At 66.4% G+C, this 21,085-nt stretch carries 19 protein-coding genes; 10 read left to right on the forward strand and 9 right to left on the reverse strand.

Translation table 11 applies throughout. From position 1 onward, the window contains the following. Nucleotide 1 precedes the first annotated feature (1 nt). Entirely contained in the window at nt 2–1,276 is a 1,275-nt protein-coding gene (locus C6Y53_RS13845) for an NAD(P)/FAD-dependent oxidoreductase (RefSeq protein WP_106472959.1), read from the reverse strand. A gap of 121 nt (nt 1,277–1,397) precedes the next feature. On the opposite strand from C6Y53_RS13845, the gene C6Y53_RS13850 reads away from it, so the two are divergent. Further along, nucleotides 1,398–1,799, forward strand: a complete 402-nt coding sequence (locus C6Y53_RS13850) for a rhodanese-like domain-containing protein (RefSeq protein ID WP_106472960.1) — start codon at nt 1,398–1,400, stop codon at nt 1,797–1,799. 3 nt (nt 1,800–1,802) lie between these two features. On the opposite strand, the gene C6Y53_RS13855 is transcribed toward C6Y53_RS13850, so the two are convergent. Then, complete coding sequence (locus tag C6Y53_RS13855) at nt 1,803–2,573, reverse strand: IclR family transcriptional regulator (RefSeq protein ID WP_106472961.1); 771 nt, start codon at nt 2,571–2,573, stop codon at nt 1,803–1,805. A gap of 310 nt (nt 2,574–2,883) precedes the next feature. On the opposite strand from C6Y53_RS13855, the gene C6Y53_RS13860 reads away from it, so the two are divergent. The 8 genes from C6Y53_RS13860 (at nt 2,884) to C6Y53_RS13895 (ending at nt 12,003) form a co-directional block, all read left to right on the forward strand. Next, the gene (locus tag C6Y53_RS13860) at nt 2,884–3,783 is read left to right on the forward strand and encodes a LysR substrate-binding domain-containing protein (RefSeq protein WP_149615531.1); all 900 of its coding nucleotides are present in this window, start codon (nt 2,884–2,886) and stop codon (nt 3,781–3,783) included. 106 nt (nt 3,784–3,889) lie between these two features. Then, nucleotides 3,890–4,888 (forward strand): TRAP transporter substrate-binding protein, encoded by a 999-nt coding sequence (locus tag C6Y53_RS13865; protein WP_211299390.1) that lies wholly within the window; start codon nt 3,890–3,892, stop codon nt 4,886–4,888. A gap of 94 nt (nt 4,889–4,982) precedes the next feature. Continuing rightward, a complete protein-coding gene (locus C6Y53_RS13870; RefSeq protein ID WP_106472964.1) occupies nt 4,983–5,477 on the forward strand; it encodes a TRAP transporter small permease in 495 nt (164 codons plus the stop codon). Beyond that, nucleotides 5,474–6,775, forward strand: a complete 1,302-nt coding sequence (locus tag C6Y53_RS13875) for a TRAP transporter large permease (protein ID WP_106472965.1) — start codon at nt 5,474–5,476, stop codon at nt 6,773–6,775. The genes C6Y53_RS13870 and C6Y53_RS13875 overlap by 4 nt, the downstream gene beginning before the upstream one ends. A 1-nt stretch (nt 6,776) precedes the next feature. Continuing rightward, nucleotides 6,777–7,712 carry a dihydrodipicolinate synthase family protein gene (locus tag C6Y53_RS13880; RefSeq protein WP_106472966.1) on the forward strand — a complete coding sequence of 312 codons (936 nt, stop codon included), beginning with the start codon at nt 6,777–6,779 and terminating at the stop codon, nt 7,710–7,712. After that, the gene (locus tag C6Y53_RS13885) at nt 7,712–9,979 is read left to right on the forward strand and encodes a molybdopterin-dependent oxidoreductase (RefSeq protein ID WP_106472967.1); all 2,268 of its coding nucleotides are present in this window, start codon (nt 7,712–7,714) and stop codon (nt 9,977–9,979) included. The genes C6Y53_RS13880 and C6Y53_RS13885 overlap by 1 nt, the downstream gene beginning before the upstream one ends. Before the next feature lie 4 nt (nt 9,980–9,983). Further along, entirely contained in the window at nt 9,984–10,763 is a 780-nt protein-coding gene (locus C6Y53_RS13890; RefSeq protein ID WP_106472968.1) for an SDR family oxidoreductase, read from the forward strand. Nucleotides 10,764–10,773: 10 nt separating this feature from the next. Then, nucleotides 10,774–12,003: a D-amino acid dehydrogenase gene (locus tag C6Y53_RS13895; protein WP_106472969.1), complete on the forward strand. Its 1,230-nt coding sequence runs from the start codon at nt 10,774–10,776 to the stop codon at nt 12,001–12,003. A 206-nt stretch (nt 12,004–12,209) separates the two neighbouring features. On the opposite strand, the gene C6Y53_RS13900 is transcribed toward C6Y53_RS13895, so the two are convergent. Then, nucleotides 12,210–12,830 (reverse strand): J domain-containing protein, encoded by a 621-nt coding sequence (locus C6Y53_RS13900; RefSeq protein WP_106472970.1) that lies wholly within the window; start codon nt 12,828–12,830, stop codon nt 12,210–12,212. Between the two features lie 108 nt (nt 12,831–12,938). Between C6Y53_RS13900 and C6Y53_RS13905 the strand changes: the two genes are divergently transcribed. After that, on the forward strand, nt 12,939–13,196 hold the full coding sequence (locus C6Y53_RS13905; RefSeq protein ID WP_106472971.1) for a BolA family protein: 258 nt from the start codon (nt 12,939–12,941) through the stop codon (nt 13,194–13,196). Between the two features lie 64 nt (nt 13,197–13,260). Here the strand turns inward: C6Y53_RS13905 and C6Y53_RS13910 are convergent, their stop codons facing one another. From C6Y53_RS13910 to pepN, 6 genes are all read right to left on the reverse strand, one after another. Further along, nucleotides 13,261–14,997 (reverse strand): glycosyl hydrolase 108 family protein, encoded by a 1,737-nt coding sequence (locus C6Y53_RS13910; protein WP_211299391.1) that lies wholly within the window; start codon nt 14,995–14,997, stop codon nt 13,261–13,263. Nucleotides 14,998–15,256: 259 nt separating this feature from the next. After that, on the reverse strand, nt 15,257–15,763 hold the full coding sequence (locus C6Y53_RS21285; RefSeq protein ID WP_244614842.1) for a DUF4177 domain-containing protein: 507 nt from the start codon (nt 15,761–15,763) through the stop codon (nt 15,257–15,259). Nucleotides 15,764–15,883: 120 nt separating this feature from the next. Then, nucleotides 15,884–16,363, reverse strand: coding sequence for a thioesterase family protein (locus C6Y53_RS13920; RefSeq protein ID WP_106472973.1), 480 nt, complete (start codon nt 16,361–16,363; stop codon nt 15,884–15,886). 39 nt (nt 16,364–16,402) lie between these two features. Then, on the reverse strand, nt 16,403–17,914 hold the full coding sequence (gene gatB, locus C6Y53_RS13925) for an Asp-tRNA(Asn)/Glu-tRNA(Gln) amidotransferase subunit GatB (RefSeq protein ID WP_106472974.1): 1,512 nt from the start codon (nt 17,912–17,914) through the stop codon (nt 16,403–16,405). An 81-nt stretch (nt 17,915–17,995) separates the two neighbouring features. Further along, entirely contained in the window at nt 17,996–18,430 is a 435-nt protein-coding gene (locus C6Y53_RS13930; protein WP_106472975.1) for a hypothetical protein, read from the reverse strand. Continuing rightward, a complete protein-coding gene (pepN, locus tag C6Y53_RS13935) occupies nt 18,427–20,979 on the reverse strand; it encodes an aminopeptidase N (RefSeq protein WP_106472976.1) in 2,553 nt (850 codons plus the stop codon). Before pepN ends, C6Y53_RS13930 begins: the two co-directional genes overlap by 4 nt. Nucleotides 20,980–21,085: the final 106 nt, after the last annotated feature.

Genomic DNA, 21,085 nt, shown 5'->3' on the forward strand with positions numbered 1-21,085 from the left:
CTCAGAGACCCTTTGCGAACTGGTTCGCGGCGAACGCGATGTTGTAGAACCGGGACATCAGCGGCGCGGTGGCGACGGCGGACATCCCGGTCACGGGCAATGGCAGGTCCGCGGCGTCCATGCCGGTCAGCAGCCCGGCCATTCCCTGGCCAAAGATGGTGCCGGTGGTGATCCCCCGCCCGTTGTAGCCAATCGGCGTATAGAGGTTGTCATCCAGCACATGGATGCGGGGCAGGTGGTCCGGTGTCATCGCGATGCGGCCGTCCCAGGCCTCGTCGAAGGTCACGGGCCCGAGCGCCGGGAACAGCCGCGCGAGTTGCTTGCGGGCCCAGCGTTGCGACAGCCCGCTCTCCGCCGATCCGATCAGCCGGCCCATGCTGCCGATGATCAGCCGGTCCTGCGCATCCCGCCGCAGCGAGAACATGACCGGCGCGGTATCCCACAGCCCCTGTTTCCCCGGCAGGATCCCGGCGATGCGATCGCCCAGCGGCGCGGTTGCCAGCTGAAAGAAATGGATGGTGGTATAGCTGCGATCCAGCCCCGGCCAGAGCGTATCGGAATAGGCGTTGGTGCCGATCACCACCGCCCGGGCGACGATGTGCCCGTGGTCGGTTTCGACGATCCAGCCGCCGGCGTCCTTCTTCAGGCCGGTAACCGTGACGCCGGTGCTGACGGTCGCGCCCGCGCCGACCGCCGCCCGTGCCAGGCCGCGGCAATAGCCCATCGGATTCACGGTTCCCGCGCGATGATCGAGCAGCCCGCCGCAAAACGCGTCCGTTCCCACATGCCGCGCGGTTTCCGCGCGATCCAGCAGGTCGACCGGTTCGCCCATTTCCGCCCATTCCTTTTGCCGGGCTTGGAGATCGCGCAGCCCCGAGGGCGCATGGGCGGCATGGATGGTGCCGTTGCGGCTGGCTTCGCAGCGGATCTGGTGCTTCTCGATCAGGTCGAAGACCTGTTGCGGTCCCTTCGAAAACCGGTCGAGGAACCGCGGGCCGTAGGTGCGCCCGAGCTTCTCGCGAACCTGACGCGGCGGCAGCCAGATACCGGCATTGACCAGCCCCACGTTCCGTCCCGACCCGCCATAGCCCAGGCACCGCGCCTCCAGCACATGCGCCCGCAGCCCGGCCTCGGCACAATGCAGCGCCGTCGACAGCCCGGTATATCCGCCGCCGACGATGGCCACATCGACCGGCGCCGTTCCGGCGAAATCTGCGTCGCGAACCTGTTCGGCGGCCGTGGCATCCCACAGCGAGATCGGGTCGGATCGTGTCATTCCTGCCAGTCCTTCTGAGCGGGCCAAATTGGCGTCGGGTCTGCGGATGATTACTTGCGGCAAGCCCGTGTCGGTGTCAATATCGGAAAGAATGTTCCATATAACAGCACAAAGGCGAGGCATGGCCCGGCTCAGGAAAACATCTGCGGAAATGGTATCCGACGCTCGCGCGCGGATCGAAGAGATCGAAACCCGAGATCTGATAGCGATGCTGGATGACCCTGATGTCGTGATCGTGGACATTCGCGATATCCGTGAACGCCAGCGCAGCGGGTTCATCCCGGGCAGCTTTCACGCGCCGCGCGGCATGATCGAATTCTGGGTCGACCCCGACAGCCCCTATTTCAAGGAGGTGTTTGGCCAGGACAGGAAATTCGTCCTGCATTGCGCCTCGGGCTGGCGTTCGGCGCTGACGGCGGTCACGCTGGCGGAGATGGGGTTCGACGCCGCCCATCTCAGGGAAGGGTTCTCGACCTGGGAACAACAGGGTGGCCCGGTTGCCTTTGCCGACGCGAAACGGTGAGGCTCAGGCGCGGTTCAGTTTCCGTGACACCGCTTCGGCGGCATGGGCCAGCAGCGCGCCGAACCGGTCCTCGCCCCCATCAGGCAGGTTCACGTTCGGAACGGAAATGCCCAGCGCCCCCACCGGTTCGCCATCGGGCAGCAGGATCGCGGCGCCGAAGCTGTAGATCCGGTCGCGGAACTCGCCCCGGTCCAGCGCATAGCCCCGCGCGCGGGATCGTTCGATATCGGCGTCCAGCGCATTCAGCGTGGTCAGGGTCCGGTCGGTATGGGACGGCAGCGGTTCGACCAGCTTGTCGCGCAGCCGGTCATAATCGGCGGCAAGGATGGCCTTGCCGGTGCCCACGCAATGGATGGGCGCGGCCCCGCCAATCGGGTTCCAGGTCCGGATCGGTTTGCGGCTGTCGATCTTGTCGATATAGACCACCGACAACTGTTCCGGCACCGCCAGATATATGGTTTCGCCGGTCTCTGACGCCAGGTAGGCCATTTCGGGCGCCGCGAATTCGCGCAGGTTCAGGGTGTCGACGCTGGCGCGGCTCACCTGCCACATCTTTAGCGTGGCGGCATAGCCGCCCCCGGTTTCTTGGCGGACATAGCCGAGCCGGCACAGCGATTGCAAAAGCCGGAACGTGTTGGACTTGGTCAGGCCCAGTTCCCTGGCCAGTTCGGTCACACCCTTGGCCCGCCGGGCCCGCGCCAGGTTCTCGAGAACGGACAATCCCTTGGACAGCGTGGAATCGACCTTCGGTTCCTTCTTTGACCGTTCCGCCATGATGTCTCCGGCCGTCCCCTGGTTCCGGGGCAACCTATCGGAAGGGCCGGATGAGGTAAATCGCCGGGCAGTGAATGACACGCGTTGGGATCCGCCGCGCCTGTTCTTTCGGAGAAAACCGCTGGCCAGTGTGATCCGCACCGCCCGCATATGGGTAGATACGGCCCGTTTGGCCGATCGATCACCATTGTGTATATCCGGTTGATCTGGAAACACCTTGCATGAGCCGGGCACCACGAAAGGACCGATCCCGCCGCGGCCGCCGCGTGCCGGTCGAAGGACGGTGTGGCGGACCCGGCAGGAGACGCAGATGAAGCAACGACAGGTTCAGGCCTTCCGGGCCGTGATGCAATACGGATCGATCACGGCCGCGGCGCGGGCGATCGGGGTGACCCAGCCCGCGGTCAGCCGGCTGATCGCCGATCTCGAACATTCGGTATCGTTCGCGCTGTTCGAACGGCGGGGGGGCAAGCTGCTGCCGACACGCGAGGCGATGGAGCTCTATGGCGAGGTCGAACGCATGTATTACGGCATGGAGCGGCTGGAACGGGTCGCGGCCGAAATCCGGCAGCTGCGGCGGGCGGATCTGCGTGTCGCGACCATGCCGATGGTCAGCTTCCGGATCCTGCCCGCCGTGCTCAGCGGTTTTGTCCGCGCGTTCGAAGGGGTGCGGGTCACGCATAACGTCCACACGTCGCCGCGCGTCATCGACCTGGTGGCGTCGCGCCAGTATGAACTGGGGATCGCGCAGGTCCAGGGTGCGAGGCAGGATATCGAGATCCTGGCGTCGTTTCGCACGCATTGCGTCTGCGTGATGGTGCCGGACCACCCGCTGGCCGGCAGGTCCGAACTGGGGCCGGGTGACCTGGACGGGGTGCCGATGGTCGCCCTGACGCGTGAATCGCTGGCCAGCAGGCATGTCGACCGCGCATTTTCCGATGTGGGCGCCGTTCCCGATGTCATCATCGAAAGCCAGCCATCCTTTGCCGCCTGCGCGCTGAGTGCGGCCGGCATCGGCGTTGCCATCGTCGATCCGCTGACGCCGATCAGCTTTGGCGATGCGCTGGTGCGGGTGCCGTTCACCCCGGTCGTGCCGTTTGATTTTCATGTGCTGAAACCGGCGAACCAGACGCTGTCGCGCGCGGGGGCCATGTTTCGCGACCGCATGATCGCGACGATCGCCAGGATGGAGGATGTCGTGGCCATCTGAGCCATAACATTCATTTATGCCAAGGAGAGATAATCTAATTTGTCTCATGGGTCGGCGGGTTGTAGATGTATGGCATTCAAGCAACCTTCCAAGGATGGGCTCTCGGATGACAGGCTTCGCTCGACTTCTCGTTTCGGCCGCAACGGCGGCATTGCTGGCGGCGCCGGCATTTGCGGCAGATGTGACCCTGCGCATTCACACGCTGGTCCAGTCGCCGCATCCCTACAACGACATCGCCGACTACATGAAGGAACAGCTCGAAGCGCAGAGCGACGGGCGGATCGAGGTTCGCGTCTTCAACGCCGGCCAGCTGGGCCAGGATCCGGCGGTGATGAGCGAGATGAGCCTCGGGACCATCGACCTGATGGTATCGACGACGAGCAACGCGGTCCAGCAGGTGCCGGAATACGCGATCTTCACCATGCCCTACATCTTTGACAGCATGGACAAGATGAAGGCCGTTCTCGCGCCGGACCAGCCGATCTTCGAGCATTTCGAACAGGTTTACGAGGAGCGCGGCCTAGGTCTGAAACTGCTGGCGCTGGGCGCGTCGGGCACGCGAAACGTGGCGACCGATGGTGTCGCCGTCAACGGGCCGGGCGACCTGAAGGGGCTGAAGATGCGGACCCCCCCGACACCGATGGATGCCGCGGTCTGGTCCGCGCTCGAGATGTTGCCGGTGACGGTTTCCTGGGGCGAACTTTACGCCGCGATGCAGACCGGGGTTGCCCAGGCGATGGAAAGCTCGTTGCCGGGCTATGACGGATCGAAGCTCTACGAGGTAGCCCCGAACCTCGCGCTGACCGGGCACACGATCCAGGTGAACCACACCTCGATGTCGCAGGTATCCTGGGACCGGCTGCCCGAGGATCTCCGGAAACTGGTCTGGGACGTTGCGCAGGATGCCAACCATCATGGCATCGACATGGCCAAGAAATACGATTCCGAACTGGTCGACGGGCTGGTGTCCGAACATGACGTGGCGGTGACGCGGCCCGACAAGCAGGCATTCATCGCGATCCTCGAACCGGTTCAGGAACAGCTGGCCCAGGATCTCGATCTCGTCGAGGAATACCAGATCATCAAGTCCGCCGCTTCCGACTAGCCGCGGACAGCACCCGCCGCGTGACAGCGATCGCGCCGGGCCCGTTCACCTGAGGGTCGTCCCGAACGGGCGACCGGCCACCCGGAGAATTGCCATGCTCGTCCGGTTCTGCGATGCCGTGACACGGCTGGTCGAAATACTGTTGTCCATCGGCTTCTTCCTGCTGATCGTCACCGTCGCCTACCAGGTCATCGGGCGGGCGCTGCTGTCGCTGCCCGCGATCTGGACCCTTGATCTGGCCCAGCTGCTGTTCACCTGGCTGATCTTCGTCGGCGCCGCCGTCGCCCTGCGTCGCCACGCCCATTACAGCGTCGACATCCTGCCCGAACGCTGGACGGTCATTACGAGACCGCTGGCGGCGCTGGGCATCGTCGCGGCGGCGGTCGTCATCTATGTGCTGGTCATACCCGGCTGGCAGCTCGCCTCGCTGCGGTCGACGGCGGTGATCCCCTCGCTCGGCCTGTCGATGTTCTGGCTGTTCCTGGCGCTGCCGGTGTCGGGGGCGCTGATGGCGCTCTACACGATCGAACATGCGGTGATTTTCGCAACCGGCGGCGTCCCCCCCGAAACGGAGGCAGAGACGGAATGAACCCGCTCGTCCTCTTGCTGGGCAGTTTCTTTCTGCTGATCGCGTTGCGGGTCAATATCGGTTTCGCGCTCATCATCTCGTCGGTCGCGGTCATGCTGGTCGAAGGGCTGCCGCTGGCGTCCGCGGTGAACCAGATGTATTCCGGCATCGACAGTTTCACGCTGCTCGCGGTCCCGTTCTTCATGTTCCTCGGGCGCATCCTCAATGCCGGGTCCATCACCGGGCGGCTGCTGTCGGTCGCCGATGCCACGGTGGGCCATGTGCGCGGCGGGCTGGGCCATGTGAACGTCTTTGTGTCGATGGTGTTCGCCAGCCTGTCGGGGTCTGCCGCCGCCGATACCGCCAGCGTCGGTTCGATCCTGATACCGGCGATGAAAAAGGCCGGTTACGACCCGGCCTTTGCCGTCGCGCTGACCGCCGCCTCATCGACGCTGGGCGTCATCATCCCGCCCTCGATCATCCTGATCATCTATGGCGCGTTCGGCAACGTGTCGATCGGGGCGCTGTTTCTGGGCGGTGTCGTGCCGGGCGTTCTCGTCGGGGTGCTGATGATGGGCTATACCTACATCCAGGCGCTTCGGCACGGGTATCCCGCCAATCCGTTCCCCGGCTTTCGCAGCCTCGGCTGGGCGCTGATCAAGGGGATCGCGCCGATGATGATCCCGGTGCTCGTGCTCGGCGGGATCATCGGCGGTGTGTTCACGCCGACCGAAGGCTCGATCATCGCCGTGCTCTGGGCGCTGTTCCTGACTTATGTGGTCTATCGCGATGTGCCGTTGCGGGAATTTCCGGCCCTGCTGGCGCGCGGAACGGTCGATTTCGCGGTGCCGCTCTTCACCGTGGCGGGCGCCGGGATCTTCGGTTGGCTGATCGCCTATCTGGGCGCGGCCGAGATCGTGACCGGTTTCATCACCTCGGTAACCGACAATCGGTATGGCATCATGCTGATGCTGATCGGGTTCCTGTTGCTGATCGGGATGGTGCTGAACCCCATTTCGGCGATCCTGATCTTTCTTCCCATCATCCAGTCGCTGGGCACGCTGGCGGGGTTCAACGCCGTGCATCTCGGCGTGCTGACCGTGATCGTGCTGTCGGTCGGGCTGATCACGCCGCCCTATGGGATCTGTCTTCTCATCGCGGCCCAGATCGGCGAGGTGCGGATCGGCGCGGCGATGTGGGCCGCGCTGCCGATTTGCGTGCTGACCGTGCTGGTGGCGGTGCTGTCGCTGTGGTTCCCGGACATCATCCTGGGGCTGCCGAAATACCTCTCTCCCGAACTCTTTCAAAATGGTGGTTAAGATGACCAATAAACCTATCGGTTCCTTCGTTGCCCTCGTGACCCCGATGAATGCCGACGGCTCAGTAGATATCGAGGGGTTCCGCACCCTGATGCGCTGGCATGAGGAAAACGGAACCAGCGCCGTGCTCATCATGGGCTCGACCGGCGAGGTGTCGATGCTCGACCAGCAGGAACGCCGGATGATCATCTCGGAAACCTCCCGGATGAAGACCGGCAAGATGCAGGTCTGGCATGGCTGCACCGGCAACAACACGCAGGCGACGATCGATCTCGTCCGGTTCGCGAAGAACGAGGGCAGCGACGGCGCGATCATCGCAGCGCCCGCCTATATCTGCGCGGACAATGACGCGATCGAGGATTACGTCCGCGAGGTGCTGGACAGCACCGAACTGGCGATGGGGTTCTACAACAACCCGCCCCGGGTCAAGACCGACCTGCACTGGGACAACCTCCTGCGGCTGGCCGATCACCCGAACATGGCGGTGCTGAAGGAATCGACCACGCGCGTCGGCCAGGTGGCGCAGGTCTGCGCCGCGAAAAAGGACATGTCGGTGATGTGTTGCTGTTCGCCCAACCTGGGTCTCATCGTTCCGACCATGTCGCTGGGCGGGCATGGCACCGCGAACATGACGGGCAACATCATACCGCGCGCGATGGCGGCGATTTCCACCCCCTGGGCGGGCGGCGAGGACGCGTTTGCCTTCCGCGAGGCCTATCTGAGGAACCTGCCGATGCTGCATTTCGCCTATTCGGCGATCAACCCGGTCGCGATCAAGTCGCTGATGCAGGTGGTCGGTCTCCCGTCGGGGCCGCTGCGCAAGCCGCTGAAGCCGATGGACGGCGCCGCCCTGCAACGCGGCATCGACGTGTTCCGCGCGCTCGAACTGGACCGGGAATACGGTCTGGATGTCCAGCTCGGGCGCCTCGTCGCCTGATGCAGCGGCGGGTCGCCACCAGCCTGTGCCATTGGGGCGCCTTCGAGGCGGTCGTCGAGAACGGCCGCCTGACCGAAGCGCGCCCCTGGCCGGGCGGTGGGGCGGACCCGGACATGATCGGGGCCTGGCCGGAGCTGGCCTATGGCCGGGCGCGCATCCGGCGACCGCATGTCCGCCGATCCTGCCTGGAACGGGGCGCCGGGGCCGGTGGCGCCGGACGCGGATGCGAAGACATGGTGCCCGTGGATTGGGACACCGCGCTCGATCTAGTCGCATCGGAGCTGGAGGCGGTCTATCGCGACCATCCCGCGGCCTCGGTGTTCGGCGGATCCTATGGCTGGTCGAGCGCCGGGCGCTTTCACCACGCGCGGACCCAGGTCCGCCGCTTTCTGGCCGCCGCGGGCGGGTTCACCGACCAGTCGGGCAATTACAGCTGGGGCGCCGCCGCCGCCCTTCTGCCTCATGTGCTGGGCGACGCCTCGGCGGTATCCCATGCCGCGACGGGCTGGGACTCGATTGCCGAACACAGCGACGCGCTCATCGCGTTCGGCGGGCTGAACCCGAAGAACTGGCGCGTCACCTCCGGCGGGGCGGGCTATCACCATATGCCAGAGCTGGTTCGCCGCGCGGCGGATCGCGGCGTTCGCTTCGTGATCATCTCTCCCATCTCGGCGGACATCCCGCCGGGCATCGATGCGTTGCTGATCCAGCCGCTGCCAAATACCGACACGGCCCTGATTCTGGCCCTCGCGCATGAGGCGCTCTGCGACGATCGCGCCGACCGCGCGTTTCTCGACCGCTACACGGTCGGGGCCGACCGGTTCATCGCCTATCTGCGCGGCGCGGACGACAATCAGCCCAAGACGCTGGAATGGGCCGCCGGGATATCCGGGGTCCCGGTCGGGAGCCTGCGGGAATTGTGGCGGATCGTCCGCTCGGGCCGGATCATGCTGACAGCCGCATGGTCGCTGCAGCGCGCCCGCCACGGTGAACAGCCCTATTGGGCGCTGATCGCGCTGGCGGCGATGCTGGGGCAGATCGGCCTTCCCGGTGGTGGGTTCTGCTTCGGCTTCGGGTCGCTGAACGGCGTCGGCATGTCGGCGCGGCGCGGATATGTGCCGGCGATGCCGGGGCTTGCCAATCCCGCGGCATCGTCGATCCCGGCGGCCTCGGTTCTCGACATGCTGGAACGCCCCGGTGAAACCTTCGAATTCAACGGCCGGCGCGGCACATATCCCGATACCCGCCTGATCTACTGGGCCGGCGGCAATCCGTTCCACCATGCCCAGGACCTGAACCGGCTGGAGGCCGCGTGGAAACGTCCACGCACGGTGATCGTGCATGACGCGTGGTGGACCGCAACGGCGCAACGCGCCGATATCGTGCTGCCCGCGACGACGACGCTCGAACGCAACGATATCGGCGGATCGTCCCGCGACCCTTTCGTGTTCTTCATGCCCAAACTGATCGAACCGGTCGGCGAAAGCCGTGACGATTACGCCATCTTTGCCGAGCTTGCCCGGCGCCTGGGCTGTCACGACCGGTTCACGCAGGGCCGCGACGAAGAGGCCTGGCTGCGCCATCTGTGGTCGGCAACCCGGACACGCGCCGCGCGCGATGGCATAGACGCCCCCGACTATGACGGTTTGCGCCGGGCCGGGCATTTCCATGTGCCCGCCCCCGACGAACCCGAGATTCTGCTGGAGCGTTTTCGCAGCGATCCCGAAGCCAATCGGCTGGGCACGCCCAGTGGCCGGATCGAGCTGTATTCCGAAACCATCGCGGGGTTCGGGTATGACGAAGACTGCCCGCCGAGGCCCGCCTGGATCGAACCGGAGGAATGGCTGGGTGCCGCCGCGCCCGATGAACTGCATCTGCTGTCGTCCCAGCCTGCGAAACAGCTGCATGGCCAGCTCTACCAGGCGCGCCGGCACAATGCGCCCGCGCCGATCAGCCTGAACCCCGGCGATGCGGCGGCGCGTGGTCTTCGGGATGGCGATATCGTGCGGGTGTTCAACGGGCGCGGCGCCTGTCTGGCGCGCCTCGACGAGGATTGCGGTCTTCGCCAAGGTGTTGCCATCATGCCGACGGGATCATGGTATGCGCCCGGCACCGACGGCTCGGGCGTCGAACAGAACGGAAATCCCAATGTCCTGACCGCCGACCGCCGGACATCGCGGCTGGGCCAAGGCAGTGCCGCGCAATCCGTTCTGGTGCGCGTTGCACGCCGGGATCCGCCGGTAACCGCGGCACGAACAGAGGAGTGATTGCATGGATCTGGGACTGAACGGGCGACAGGCGCTGATATTCGGCGGCAGCCGCGGGCTTGGCCGTGCCTGCGCCGAGGCCATCGCCGCCGAGGGTGCCCGCGTCACGATCGCGGGCCGGACCGAAACCGCCCTGGCCGCGGCAGCCGGCGAGATGTCGACGCGGCTGGAGGTTCCGGTGCGTTACGTCGTCGCGGACATCACCACCGATGAGGGGCGGGCGGCGGCGCTGGCGGCCTGTCCGGCGCCGGATATCCTGCTGAACAATGCGAGCGGCTGGCCGGTCGGCGATTTCCGCGACTGGACGCATGACGACTGGGTCGCCGGGCTGGACCGCATGATGCTGGGGCCGATCGGCATGATCCGTCTCACCGTCGATGGCATGATGGAGCGCGGCTTTGGCCGTATCGTCAACATCACCTCGCGCTCGGTGAAGGTCGCGCAGGTCGAGATGGGGTTGTCGAACGGGGCGCGGTCCGGCCTGACCGGGTTCGTGGCCGGTCTCGCGCGCCAGACGATCGCGCATGGCGTCACCATCAACAACATTCTGCCCGGCATCTTCGACAGCGAAGCGCAGGCCGATCACATCGAAGGGCTGGTCAAGGCGGGCGAAGGCAGTTTCGAGGAAATCCGGGCGCGCCGGGCGCGGCAGAATCCGGCGGGTCGCTATGGCCGCCCGGACGAGCTCGGATCGCTGTTCGCGTGGATCTGTGGCGACAAGGCCGGCTTCATGACCGGTCAGAACCTGCTGATGGATGGCGGCAGCTATCCCGGCACCTTCTAGGAAGGACGGGATGCGGATCCTCGTCATCGGCGCGGGTGTTGTCGGTGTCACCACTGCCTGGTATCTCGTGCAGGACGGCCACCAGGTCACGGTGGTCGATCAGAACCCCGGCCCGGCCGAAGGGGCGTCCTTTGGCAATGCCGGCGGCGTCTGTCCGGGTTTCGCGGGGCCATGGGCCGCGCCGGGGATGCCGCAAAAGGCGCTGCGCTGGATGTTCGTCCAGGGCGCCCCGCTGCGCATTCGGCCGCGCCTCGATCCGGCGCAGTGGCGCTGGCTGGCCGCATTCCTGCGCAACTGCACCGCTGCCCGGTTCGCCGCGAACAAGGAACGCATGCAGCGTTCGGCACATTACAGCAAGGCCTGTCTCGTCGAGTTGCGGGACCAGCTGGGCCTTGCCTATGATCACGCCTCGCTCGGCGTGTTGCAGCTGTTCGCCGATGACAGCGAACTGGCCGGTGGCAGGCGGTCGGCCGAGGTCCTGCGGAAACTGGGGATCGCGCACCGGCTGCTGGGTCCCGGCGAGATCGCCGAGGTGGAACCGGCACTGGCCGTCGCCGAGGCGTCGTTTGCGGGCGGGCTTCACCTGACCGATGACGAAACCGGCGACAGCCGCCTGTTCACCGAGCAGCTCGTCACGCGGCTGAAATCCCTGGGGTGTTCGTTCCGTTTCGGCAACTGCATCGCCGCGCTCGAACAGTCCGGCGGCCGGATCAGCGCGGCGCGCACGGACCGGGGCGAGGTGCTGCAGGCGGACGGCTTTGTCATTGCCACCGGATCGCGCGCGCCCGAGCTGCTGGGGCCGCTGAAGATCGACGTGCCGATCTATCCGGTCAAGGGCTACTCTCTGACGGCCGAGATCACCGATGAGGCGCGCGCGCCGCGGTCGTCGGTGATGGACGAACACAGCAAGCTGATGATCACCCGCCTGGGCCGCCGGATCCGCGTCGCGGGCGTGGCGGAACTGGCCGGTCACGACCCGCGGCTGGACAGCGGTGCGCTGGCGGCCATTGCCCGCCGGGCCAGTGCAATCTTTCCGGGCGCGGCGGATTACGGGACCGCCAGCCAGTGGTGCGGGTTTCGGCCGATGACGCCGGACGGGCCGGCTATCGTCGGTCAGCGCGGCCATGAAAACCTCTATCTCAACATCGGCCACGGATCGAATGGCTGGACACAGGCCTGCGGCACCAGCCGCGTTCTGGCCGATATCATTTCGGGCCGCCCGCCCGCCGTTTCGCTGTGAGCATCTCCGGCCCGTGACACCGCGGCACGTTTCGGGAATGGGTGGCTGTCGCGGCGACCGGTGACACGCCGGTCCGGATCCGTGCGACGCCGGAGGATGGCAACCGGGTCTGGACCAGCCCGATCTGCCTGTTCCGCGACCAGCCGTGAAAACCCGCCAGCCGCCATTCCGGCGAAACGAGTGAAACCTGACCGGGGCGGTGGCCGTCAGTCCTTGAAATTGCGGCTGATCTTTACCTGATCCCAGGCCCAGACCACCTCTTGCAGGCGTTCCTCCTGGCTGCGGTCGCCGCCGTTCATGTCGGGATGCAGGACCTTGATGAGCTTCTTGTAGGCACGGCGGATCTCGGTCTTGGTCCAGCGGTCCTCGGCCTCGAGGATCTCGATGGCCCGGCGTTCGGTGGCCGGGAGGCGGCGTCCGGCGCTGCGGCCGGGGTTCTGGGTCGCCTTCTCACCCAGCACCTGATGCGGGTCCTCGATGCCCAGCCGCGCCCAAGCCCGCGCCTCGGGGTCGCCCAGCGGCCGGGTCTGGCGTTCCCAGACCTTGTCCTTGGACATCTGCGCGTTCAGTTCGGCCTCGGTGGTGCCGTCGAAGAAATTCCATTTCTGATTGTATTCACGCACATGCTGCTGGCAGAACCAGAAGAAATCATCCAGCACGTCCGGGGCCTTGGGCGCGCGGAACTTGCCCGCTTCGTTGCAGCCGTCGTGATCGCAGACGCGGACCGATGTCTCCGATGCGCCCGACATCGAACGCCGCCCGCGCGGGTTCTTCTTCTTTGCGGAAGATACGGACATATCGAAACCGAATGGATCTGGTCGTGTCATTTCGGGCCCCTGTTCGACTCGGAAGCCGGAGTTTAATCTATGCGGCGCGAGATAGAAGAGGGCGGCGCGAAAAAATCGTCACCCGAAGCAGAAGGACAGAGCAGACATATGGCGATAGCAAACGACATGCGCGCACGGCTTCAGGCCGCGTTCGAGCCGCGCGAACTCGAGATCGTGGATGACAGCGAAAGCCATCGCGGCCATGCGGGTTACCGCGAGGGCGGCGAGAGCCATTTCAACCTGCGCATCCGCGCCAGCGCCTTTGCCGGGCAGAGCCGCCTGCAACGGCACCGGGCGGTGCATGACGCGCTCGGCCCCGACATCGTCGGCCGTATCCATGCCCTGTCGATGGATATCGGCGACTGACATTTCGGGCCGGGGCCGGTCTGTCAGGCCAGAGTGACAGGCCAGAGTGACAGGGCTTCCCCGGTCAGCCCGACGCTTTCGTGGCCGCGGCGATGGCCTTGTCGATCTTGCCCAGGAACCCCCAGCCGGTGAAGGTGGCCAACAGCGTGATCAGCATCGGCGTGTTGTCGATGATCAGGTTGGCCGCCGTCGCCGGCAGGCCCATTTTCGGCAGCAGCACGGTCAGGACCAGCCCGACGACGCCGATCACCGATTTCTTGCCGTCCAGCGCATAGCCGATGGTGTCGCCCAGCGCGGCGTTCACCGGCGTCAGCGGCGGTTTCTCGCCGCTGCCATCCGCCGGGGCCGGTGCGGGGGTTTCGTCGGTCAGTTGCTTGACGAGAACGCGCAGCAATGTCCGGCGCGTGCGGTCGCGGCTGTCGCCGCCCGATCCGGCATTGTCCAGCACGGCCTCCAGCACGCTGGCCAGCGCCGCGCGCCGGGCCGTCTTGCCGCCCGAAGCCGTGTCGGCCCCGGCCAGGACTGCCCCCAGCAGCTTGCCGGTATCCAGGTCGGGATCGCGCTTGCGGTCGGAGATCTCCATCGTGGTCTTCGGGCGCTTGCCCGCCCCTTGCGGCAGCGAGGACACGAAATCGCGCAGCGCCGCCAGGCGGTTCAGCCACCCGGCGCCGAACGTGTCGAAATTCGACAACTGGCGGAAATAGGTGTCCTGGATGTCCATGTAGGCCTTGGCCAGCGCGCCGGCATCGGTCTGGCGGGCGGCGGCGATGGTCAGGCGGCCGATATCGCCATCCACCTCGAGCGGTGCGCCATCCACGGTCATGCCGAGATCGTTGAACGCGTTTTGCAGGAACTCGATGCTGCGCCTCGGGCCGTGCAGCACCGCGCCGTTATAGACCACCGCCGCCGTGCGTTCCGGCATCTCGCCGCAGCGGCAGATGTTGTAGTAGTTGGCGCGCAGGATCGCGTCGGCCTCTTCGCGGGTCAGCCGGCGCACGTCGCCCGCGTCGATATCCCGGCCACGCCAGTTGGCCAGCGTCGCCTGGGTGATGCCGTATTTCGTCGGCCCGCCCTTGTCCTCGGGATGATCGACGAAGCTGTCACCCTCCCACAGCCGGACGAAGGCGTGCAGCCGCTGGAACCGCGCATCCGCCTCGGCGGCCTCGATGGCGGCGGCGGCCTTGGCGGCCACGATATCCGTGCCCAGCCCCGCCGCGTCGGCCTCGGCCTCCATTCCGGCGACGATGTCGTCGGGCAGGCCCGGCGGTTCCGGTGCCAGCGCCGGTTTCGGCGGCGGGACGGTCGGGCCCGACCAGTTGTCGATCATCTCGGCCAGGTATTCGGCCCAGGCGGTGTCGCCGCCATCGGGATAGTTGCCCCGGTAGAGATCGCCCGCCGACACGCCCGCAAGCTGGATATGCGGTTTCTCGACCAGGTGCCCCCTGCTGTTGCGGATCGGCTGCATCCCGTGCTGTTCGGCCAGTTCGTGCATGCGTTTCCAATGCGCCGCCTCGGCGCCCTTGTCGTTCCAGCTCCAGTTGCCGCCGGGGCACAGCACGAAATCCACGGCCAGCCCGTATTGGTGGATCGATTTCCACGGTCCGACCCAGGTGACCTTGGTGCCGGGCCGGGTCCGGCCCCGGGCGTAAAGCGCCGCCTGCCGCTGCGGTGTGCGGCAGGCTTCGAACACCTCGAAGGGAATCTTTTCCTTGTGCAGCTGCGCGCGGATCTTCTGCACCTTGTCGCGAACCACGGGATGAAGCCTGGAAATATCGCCGTCCCGATGCGTTGAATTACTCATGATAAATGACCTCGCTGAAATAACGACCGTGCAATGCGGGGAATGGCCCGGACGGAACATGGCCCCGGCCATGATTACCGGGGAGTCCGAGGCCCTTGCACCGGCTCGGACCCGGGCGGCATGTGATCACATTGCCCGGCGATCCTAGCACGGAATCCGAAACGGGTCACCTTTGCGGCCGGTTGCCCGCTCCGGTCGTCCTGCCCGGCAGTGCAGACCCGGTTCGTGGCCAGAGAAGGTCAGCGCAAGTCAGCGCAGATCAGCGCCGTGCGCTGTCGCCGTTTCCGGCGGCGTCCCCGTTGCCGCGGCCAGCGTCATCCGCCGTGGCATCGCGAACGGCCCGCAACGGCGGCTCCGGGGCGGGAGAGGCCGATACCGCCGGCGGCACGACGCCTTCGCCCGCGGTCATCTGCGGCTGCCCCAAGGGTTCCGGCGGCAGCGCGGGGCCGCGTCGGGTGTCGTCCGCGTCATCCGGGTCGGGTTCGGGATCCGGGGCAGGGCGGTCGTCGGCTGCCGTTTCGGACATGGTCCCGTCCAGCGCGCGCCGGAACACCAGGACGTTGCGCCAGTTGGTGACCGACCCGGTCAGGCCCGAACGTTCCTCGCTCGGCAGCAGCTCGGCGCGCAGGTATTCCCAGCCTTCGGCCCCCATGTCGTTCAGCGTGGTTTCCACCGCAAAGGCAAACCGGCCCTCGGCGCTGCGCACGCCGCGTTCCTTGAGCCCCTTCTGAGGCGCGGGCACCACCTTGTATTCATATCGCCGCATCTGGTCGTCCAGTCCCCCGTCGCTGCGTTTTTTGCGGAACCCTAACCGGTTTCCGGCCGGTATTGAAACAGAAACAACGGCTTCCCGGCGCGGATCGACCGGCGGCCGGTCCGTGCGGGCTCAGCGTGACCGGTGCCGGATCGCGATCGAGCCGCCCGCGCCGTCGGGCCGGGGCAGGGACGCATGGGCCGCGTGCATGGCGGCCATCTTTTCGGCGATATCGGGCGGATACGGCGCCACCCGTGGCCCGGACCGGTCGATATGCAGGCCCAGCGCCTCGCCGGTTGCCGCCAGCCAGCCGTCCTCGTGAAACAGTTCCTGATAGGAATGGAAACTGCGGTCATTGTGGTCGAGCAGCTGAAACGAGCAGCGCACCTTGTCGCCCACATGCAGCTCACGCCTGTAGCGGATGTGAAACTCGGCGGTATAGGTGGTGAAGCCCCGGCTGGACGCATAGTCCGGACCCAGCCCGAGCTGCTCATAGACCTGATCGCCGCACTGGTCGAACAGCACGCTGTAATAGGCCATGTTGAGATGGCCGTTATAGTCGATCCAGTCCGGTTTCACTTCCATCAGGCTGGACATGAAGGGGGCGGTCATGTGGGGCTCCTGCTCGGGTGGCGCGTGGCGGCGGTCGGGCTACAGCCCCAGCCTGGCCTGCACGATGTCGTTCACCGCCTTGGGATTGGCCTTGCCGCCGGTGGCCTTCATCACCTGGCCGACGAACCAGCCCGCCAGTTTCGGGTTCACCTTGGCCTTTTCCACCTGCGCGGGGTTGGCGGCGATGATCTCGTCCACCGCGGTCTCGATGGCGCCGGTATCGGTGACCTGCTTCATGCCGCGATCCGCGACGATCTGCGCCGGGTCGCCGCCTTCGGTATAGACGATCTCGAACAGGTCCTTGGCGATCTTGCCAGAGATGTCGCCCTTGCCGATCAGGTCGATGATGCCGCCCAGCTGCGCGGGCGACACCGGGCTTTCGGTGATCGCGTGGTCTTCCTTCTTGAGCCGCCCGAACAGTTCGTTGATGACCCAGTTGGCGGCCTGCTTGCCGTCGCGGCCCTGCGCCACGTCCTCGAAATAGGCGGCGGATTCGACCTCGGCGGTCAACACGCTGGCGTCATAGTCGGTCAGTCCGAAATCGCCCATGAACCGGGCCTTCTTGGCGTCGGGCAGTTCCGGCAGGCCGGCGGCGATGCCGTCCACCCAGTCCTGTTCGATCTCGAGCGGCAGCAGGTCGGGGTCGGGGAAATAGCGATAGTCATGCGCTTCTTCCTTGGACCGCATCGACCGCGTTTCGTTCCGGTCGGGATCATAGAGCCGGGTTTCCTGCTCGACCGTTCCCCCGCCTTCGAGGATCCCGATCTGGCGCCGCGCCTCATAGTCGATCGCGGCCTGGATGAACCGCATCGAGTTCATGTTCTTGATCTCGCAGCGAGTGCCCAGATGGGAAAAATCCTGGGTTTCCTGATAGCGTTCGTAATCGCCGGGGCGGCAGACCGACACGTTCACATCGGCGCGCAGGTTGCCGTTCTGCATATTGCCGTCGCAGGTGCCCAGATAGCGCAGGATCTGGCGCAGTTTCATCATGTAGGCGGCCGCTTCCTCGGGGCCGCGAATGTCGGGGCGGCTGACGATTTCCATCAGCGGCACCCCGGTGCGGTTGAAATCCATGAACGACATGTTCGGATCCATGTCATGGATCGACTTGCCCGCGTCCTGTTCCAGGTGGATCCGTTCGATCCGCACCCGGCGGGCGATGCCGGGCTCCATGTCCACGATCACCTCGCCCTCGCCCACGATCGGGTGGTAGAGCTGGCTGATCTGATAGCCCTGCGGGTTGTCGGGGTAGAAATAGTTCTTGCGGTCGAAGGCCGATTTCAGGTTGATCTCGGCCTTCAGGCCCAGCCCGGTGCGCACCGCCTGTTCGACGCAGAATTCGTTGATCACCGGCAACATGCCCGGCATCGCCGCATCGACGAAGGAAACGTTGGAATTGGGCTCGGCGCCGAACGCGGTCGAGGCGCCGGAAAACAGCTTGGCGCTGGATGACACCTGCGCGTGGACCTCCATGCCGATCACCAGTTCCCAGTCATGTTTCGCCCCGGCGATGGTTTTCGCCTTGGGCGTTTCGTAGGTCAGGTCGAGCATGGTCTGCGCCTTTCGCTGCGGCTGCGGTCAGGGTGAGGTTCTAGGCCAGCGGGCGGGGCGGGGCAAGGGGCGCGCGCTGCTTCAGAACACCCGGAAATGGTGCCGTTCCACCCGGATGCCGCGGGCCAGGAGCTCGGCCTCGAACACCCGGTGCGGCGGCAGCGATTCGTCGGGCAGCCGCACCGGCTTGCCAGCCTTCAGCCGCACGGTGGCGCGGACCGAGAAATCCCAGCGGGTATCCAGCCGGACATGGTCGATCGCGGATAGCGGCAGCTGCCCGCTGCGCCGGCCGCTGTGCCAGTGCAGGTCGCCGCCGCCGATCCGCAGCCCGCTGGAGGCGTTGGTCACGAAATCGCGCAGCGCCGGCAGGGTCAGCAGCCCGAGCAGCGCCATCAGCCACGGCGCGGCGTCGAGCCGGACCACGGCGGCCAGGATCGCGGCCCAGATCGCCAGCAGGACCAGGCCCAGCCGCCATGTCCGCCCATGACGGGCAAACCGATAGACGGGCGGGGTCACGCCGACAGGATGCGGGTGACCATCTCGGAGGTGTCGCGCGACAGGCTGGGCCGGGCCGCGATGCGGTCGAGCTGGGCGCGAATCAGCGCCTGCCGGTCCGCGTCGTAGCGCCGCCAGGTCTGGAAGGCCGAACACATCCGCGCGGTGGTCTGCGGGTTCACCGGGTCGAGCCGGACCAGCCAGTCCGCCAGCAGCGCGTAGCCGGCGCCACCGGCGTGATGGAACCCGCCATGGTTGCCCGCCAGCGCGCCCAGCACGGCGCGGAACCGGTTGGGGTTCTTCCAGTTGAAATCGGCGTCTTCGGTCAGCTGCCGGGCCGCATCCGCCGCATCCGCCGGGGCGGCCTGCATCACCTGCAGCCCGAACCACTTGTCCATCACCAGCCGGTCATGCCCCCACTGGTCGCGGAAGGCCGCCAGTTCCGCCTTGCCCTTGCCCGCGTTCAGCAGGCAACCCAGCGCCGATAGCTGCAGGGTCATGTTGTCGGCGGCGGCGTATTGCGCGGCGGCCGCGATGCCCCCGTCCAGCCGCGTGACCAGCCCCAGCACCGCGCCCGCCAGTGCCCGCTTGCCCGCCTGGTCCGCGTCGGCGCGATAGGGCGCGTCGACCCGCATGTCCTCGGCCAGGCGCGGCAGAACGTCCTGCGCCTTCTGCGCCAGCGCCAGCCGCAGGGCCTCGGCGGCGGACCAGATCGCATCGGGGTCGGGGGTGATCCCGCGATCCGCCATCGTCCCGGCCAGTTCCGATTGCCCCGGCAATGCCAGCATCAGCGCCCGGTAGGCCGGGTCGAGCGTGTCGTCGCGCAGCACCGCCAGCATCCCGTCCAGGTAGTCGGACCCCGGCGCGGCGTCCCCGGCGGCCATGGCGATCAGCGTTTCGGCGGCCAGCATGCGCCCGGCTTCCCAGCGGTTGAACGGATCGGTGTCATGGGCCAGCAGAAAGGCGCGTTCGCTGTCGGAACTGTCGCGGTCCAGTATCACCGGGGCGGAAAACCCGCGCAGGATCGAGGGCACCGGCCGCGCCGCCAGCCCTTCGAAGCGGAAACTCTGGGTCGCGCCGGTCATCTCCAGCGTCTCGGTGGGGCGCACCTCGTCGCCATTTGGCCCCAGCAGGCCCACATCGACGGGAATGACCTGCGGCTGCGGATCGGGGCTGGCGGCGCTGGGCGGCGTGACCTGGGTGAAGCTCAGCGTATAGGTTCCGTCGGTCCAGTAGTCGCGAACCGTCAGGCGCGGGGTGCCGGCCTGTGAATACCAGCGCTTGAACTGGCCCAGGTCGCGGCCGGTCACATCCTCGAACACCTTCAGCCAGTCCTCGATCGTGCAGGCCTGGCCGTCATGGCGGGCAAAGTAGAGCTCGAGCGCCTCGGCATAGGCTTCGTCGCCCACCAGCCGTTTCAGCATCCCGATCACCTCGGCGCCCTTTTCATAGACGGTTGCCGTGTAGAAATTGTTGATCTCCTGAAAGCTCTCGGGCCGCACCGGATGCGCCAGCGGGCCGTTGTCCTCGGGGAACTGGCGCGCCCGCAGGTCGATCACGTCGGTGATGCGTTTCACCGGCGCGCTGCGCATGTCGGCGGTGAACTGGGCATCGCGGAACACCGTCAGGCCTTCTTTCAGGCACAGCTGGAACCAGTCGCGGCAGGTGATACGGTTGCCGGTCCAGTTGTGGAAATACTCATGGGCGATGATCGCCTCGATCCGTTCGAAATTGGCGTCCGTCGAGGTTTCAGGGCTGGCAAGCACCGCCGACGAATTGAAGATGTTCAGCCCCTTGTTCTCCATCGCGCCCATGTTGAAATCATCGACCGCGACGATGTTGAACACATCGAGGTCGTATTCGCGGCCATAGACCTGTTCGTCCCAGGTCATCGATGTCTTCAGCGCCTCCATGCCAAAGGCGCATTTGTCCTCGTCGCCGGGACGCACCCAGAGGTTCAGCGCCACCTCGCGGCCCGAACAGGTGGTGAACCGGTCGGCATGGGCGACCAGGTCGCCGGCCACCAGCGCGAACAGATAGGCCGGTTTCGGCCAGGGATCGTGCCATTCGGCCCAGGTCTCGCCCCGGTCGCCGGGGTTGCCGTTCGACAGCAGCACCGGCAGGTCGCTTTCGATCCGCACCGTGAAGGTCGCCATCACGTCGGGCCGGTCGGGGTAATAGGTAATCTTGCGGAAGCCCTCGGCCTCGCATTGGGTGCAATACATGCCGTTTGACAGGTAGAGCCCTTCGAGCGCGGTATTCGCCGCCGGGTCGATCTCGACTTCGGATTCCCAGGTGAACGGCGCGTCGGGCACCGGGCAGGTCAGCCCGCCATCGACGATCTCGGGGGTCACCTCGTCCCCGTCGATGGTGGCGCGGACCAGCGTCAGCCCCTCGCCATGCAGAAAGAACCGGCGGTCGCCGGTTTCGGGGTTGGGACGGAACGCGATGCGGCTGATGACGCGGGTGGCCGAGGGCGCCAGCCGGAAGGTCAGCTCCACGCTGTCGATGGTGAAGCCGAACGGCGTGTAGTCTTTCAGATGGACGGTGGTGGGGGCGGCGTCGCGCATTCTGGCCTCGCTATGGGTGTTCGCGGGGACGTTAGGGGCAAGGATGCCGGGCTGCAAGCGCGGGGCGCCCGGCGGGTTTGTCGCGGATGTGACCGGATGTTGCCTA

The organism is Pukyongiella litopenaei (assembly GCF_003008555.2).
GTDB classification, from domain to species: Bacteria; Pseudomonadota; Alphaproteobacteria; order Rhodobacterales; family Rhodobacteraceae; genus Pukyongiella; species Pukyongiella litopenaei.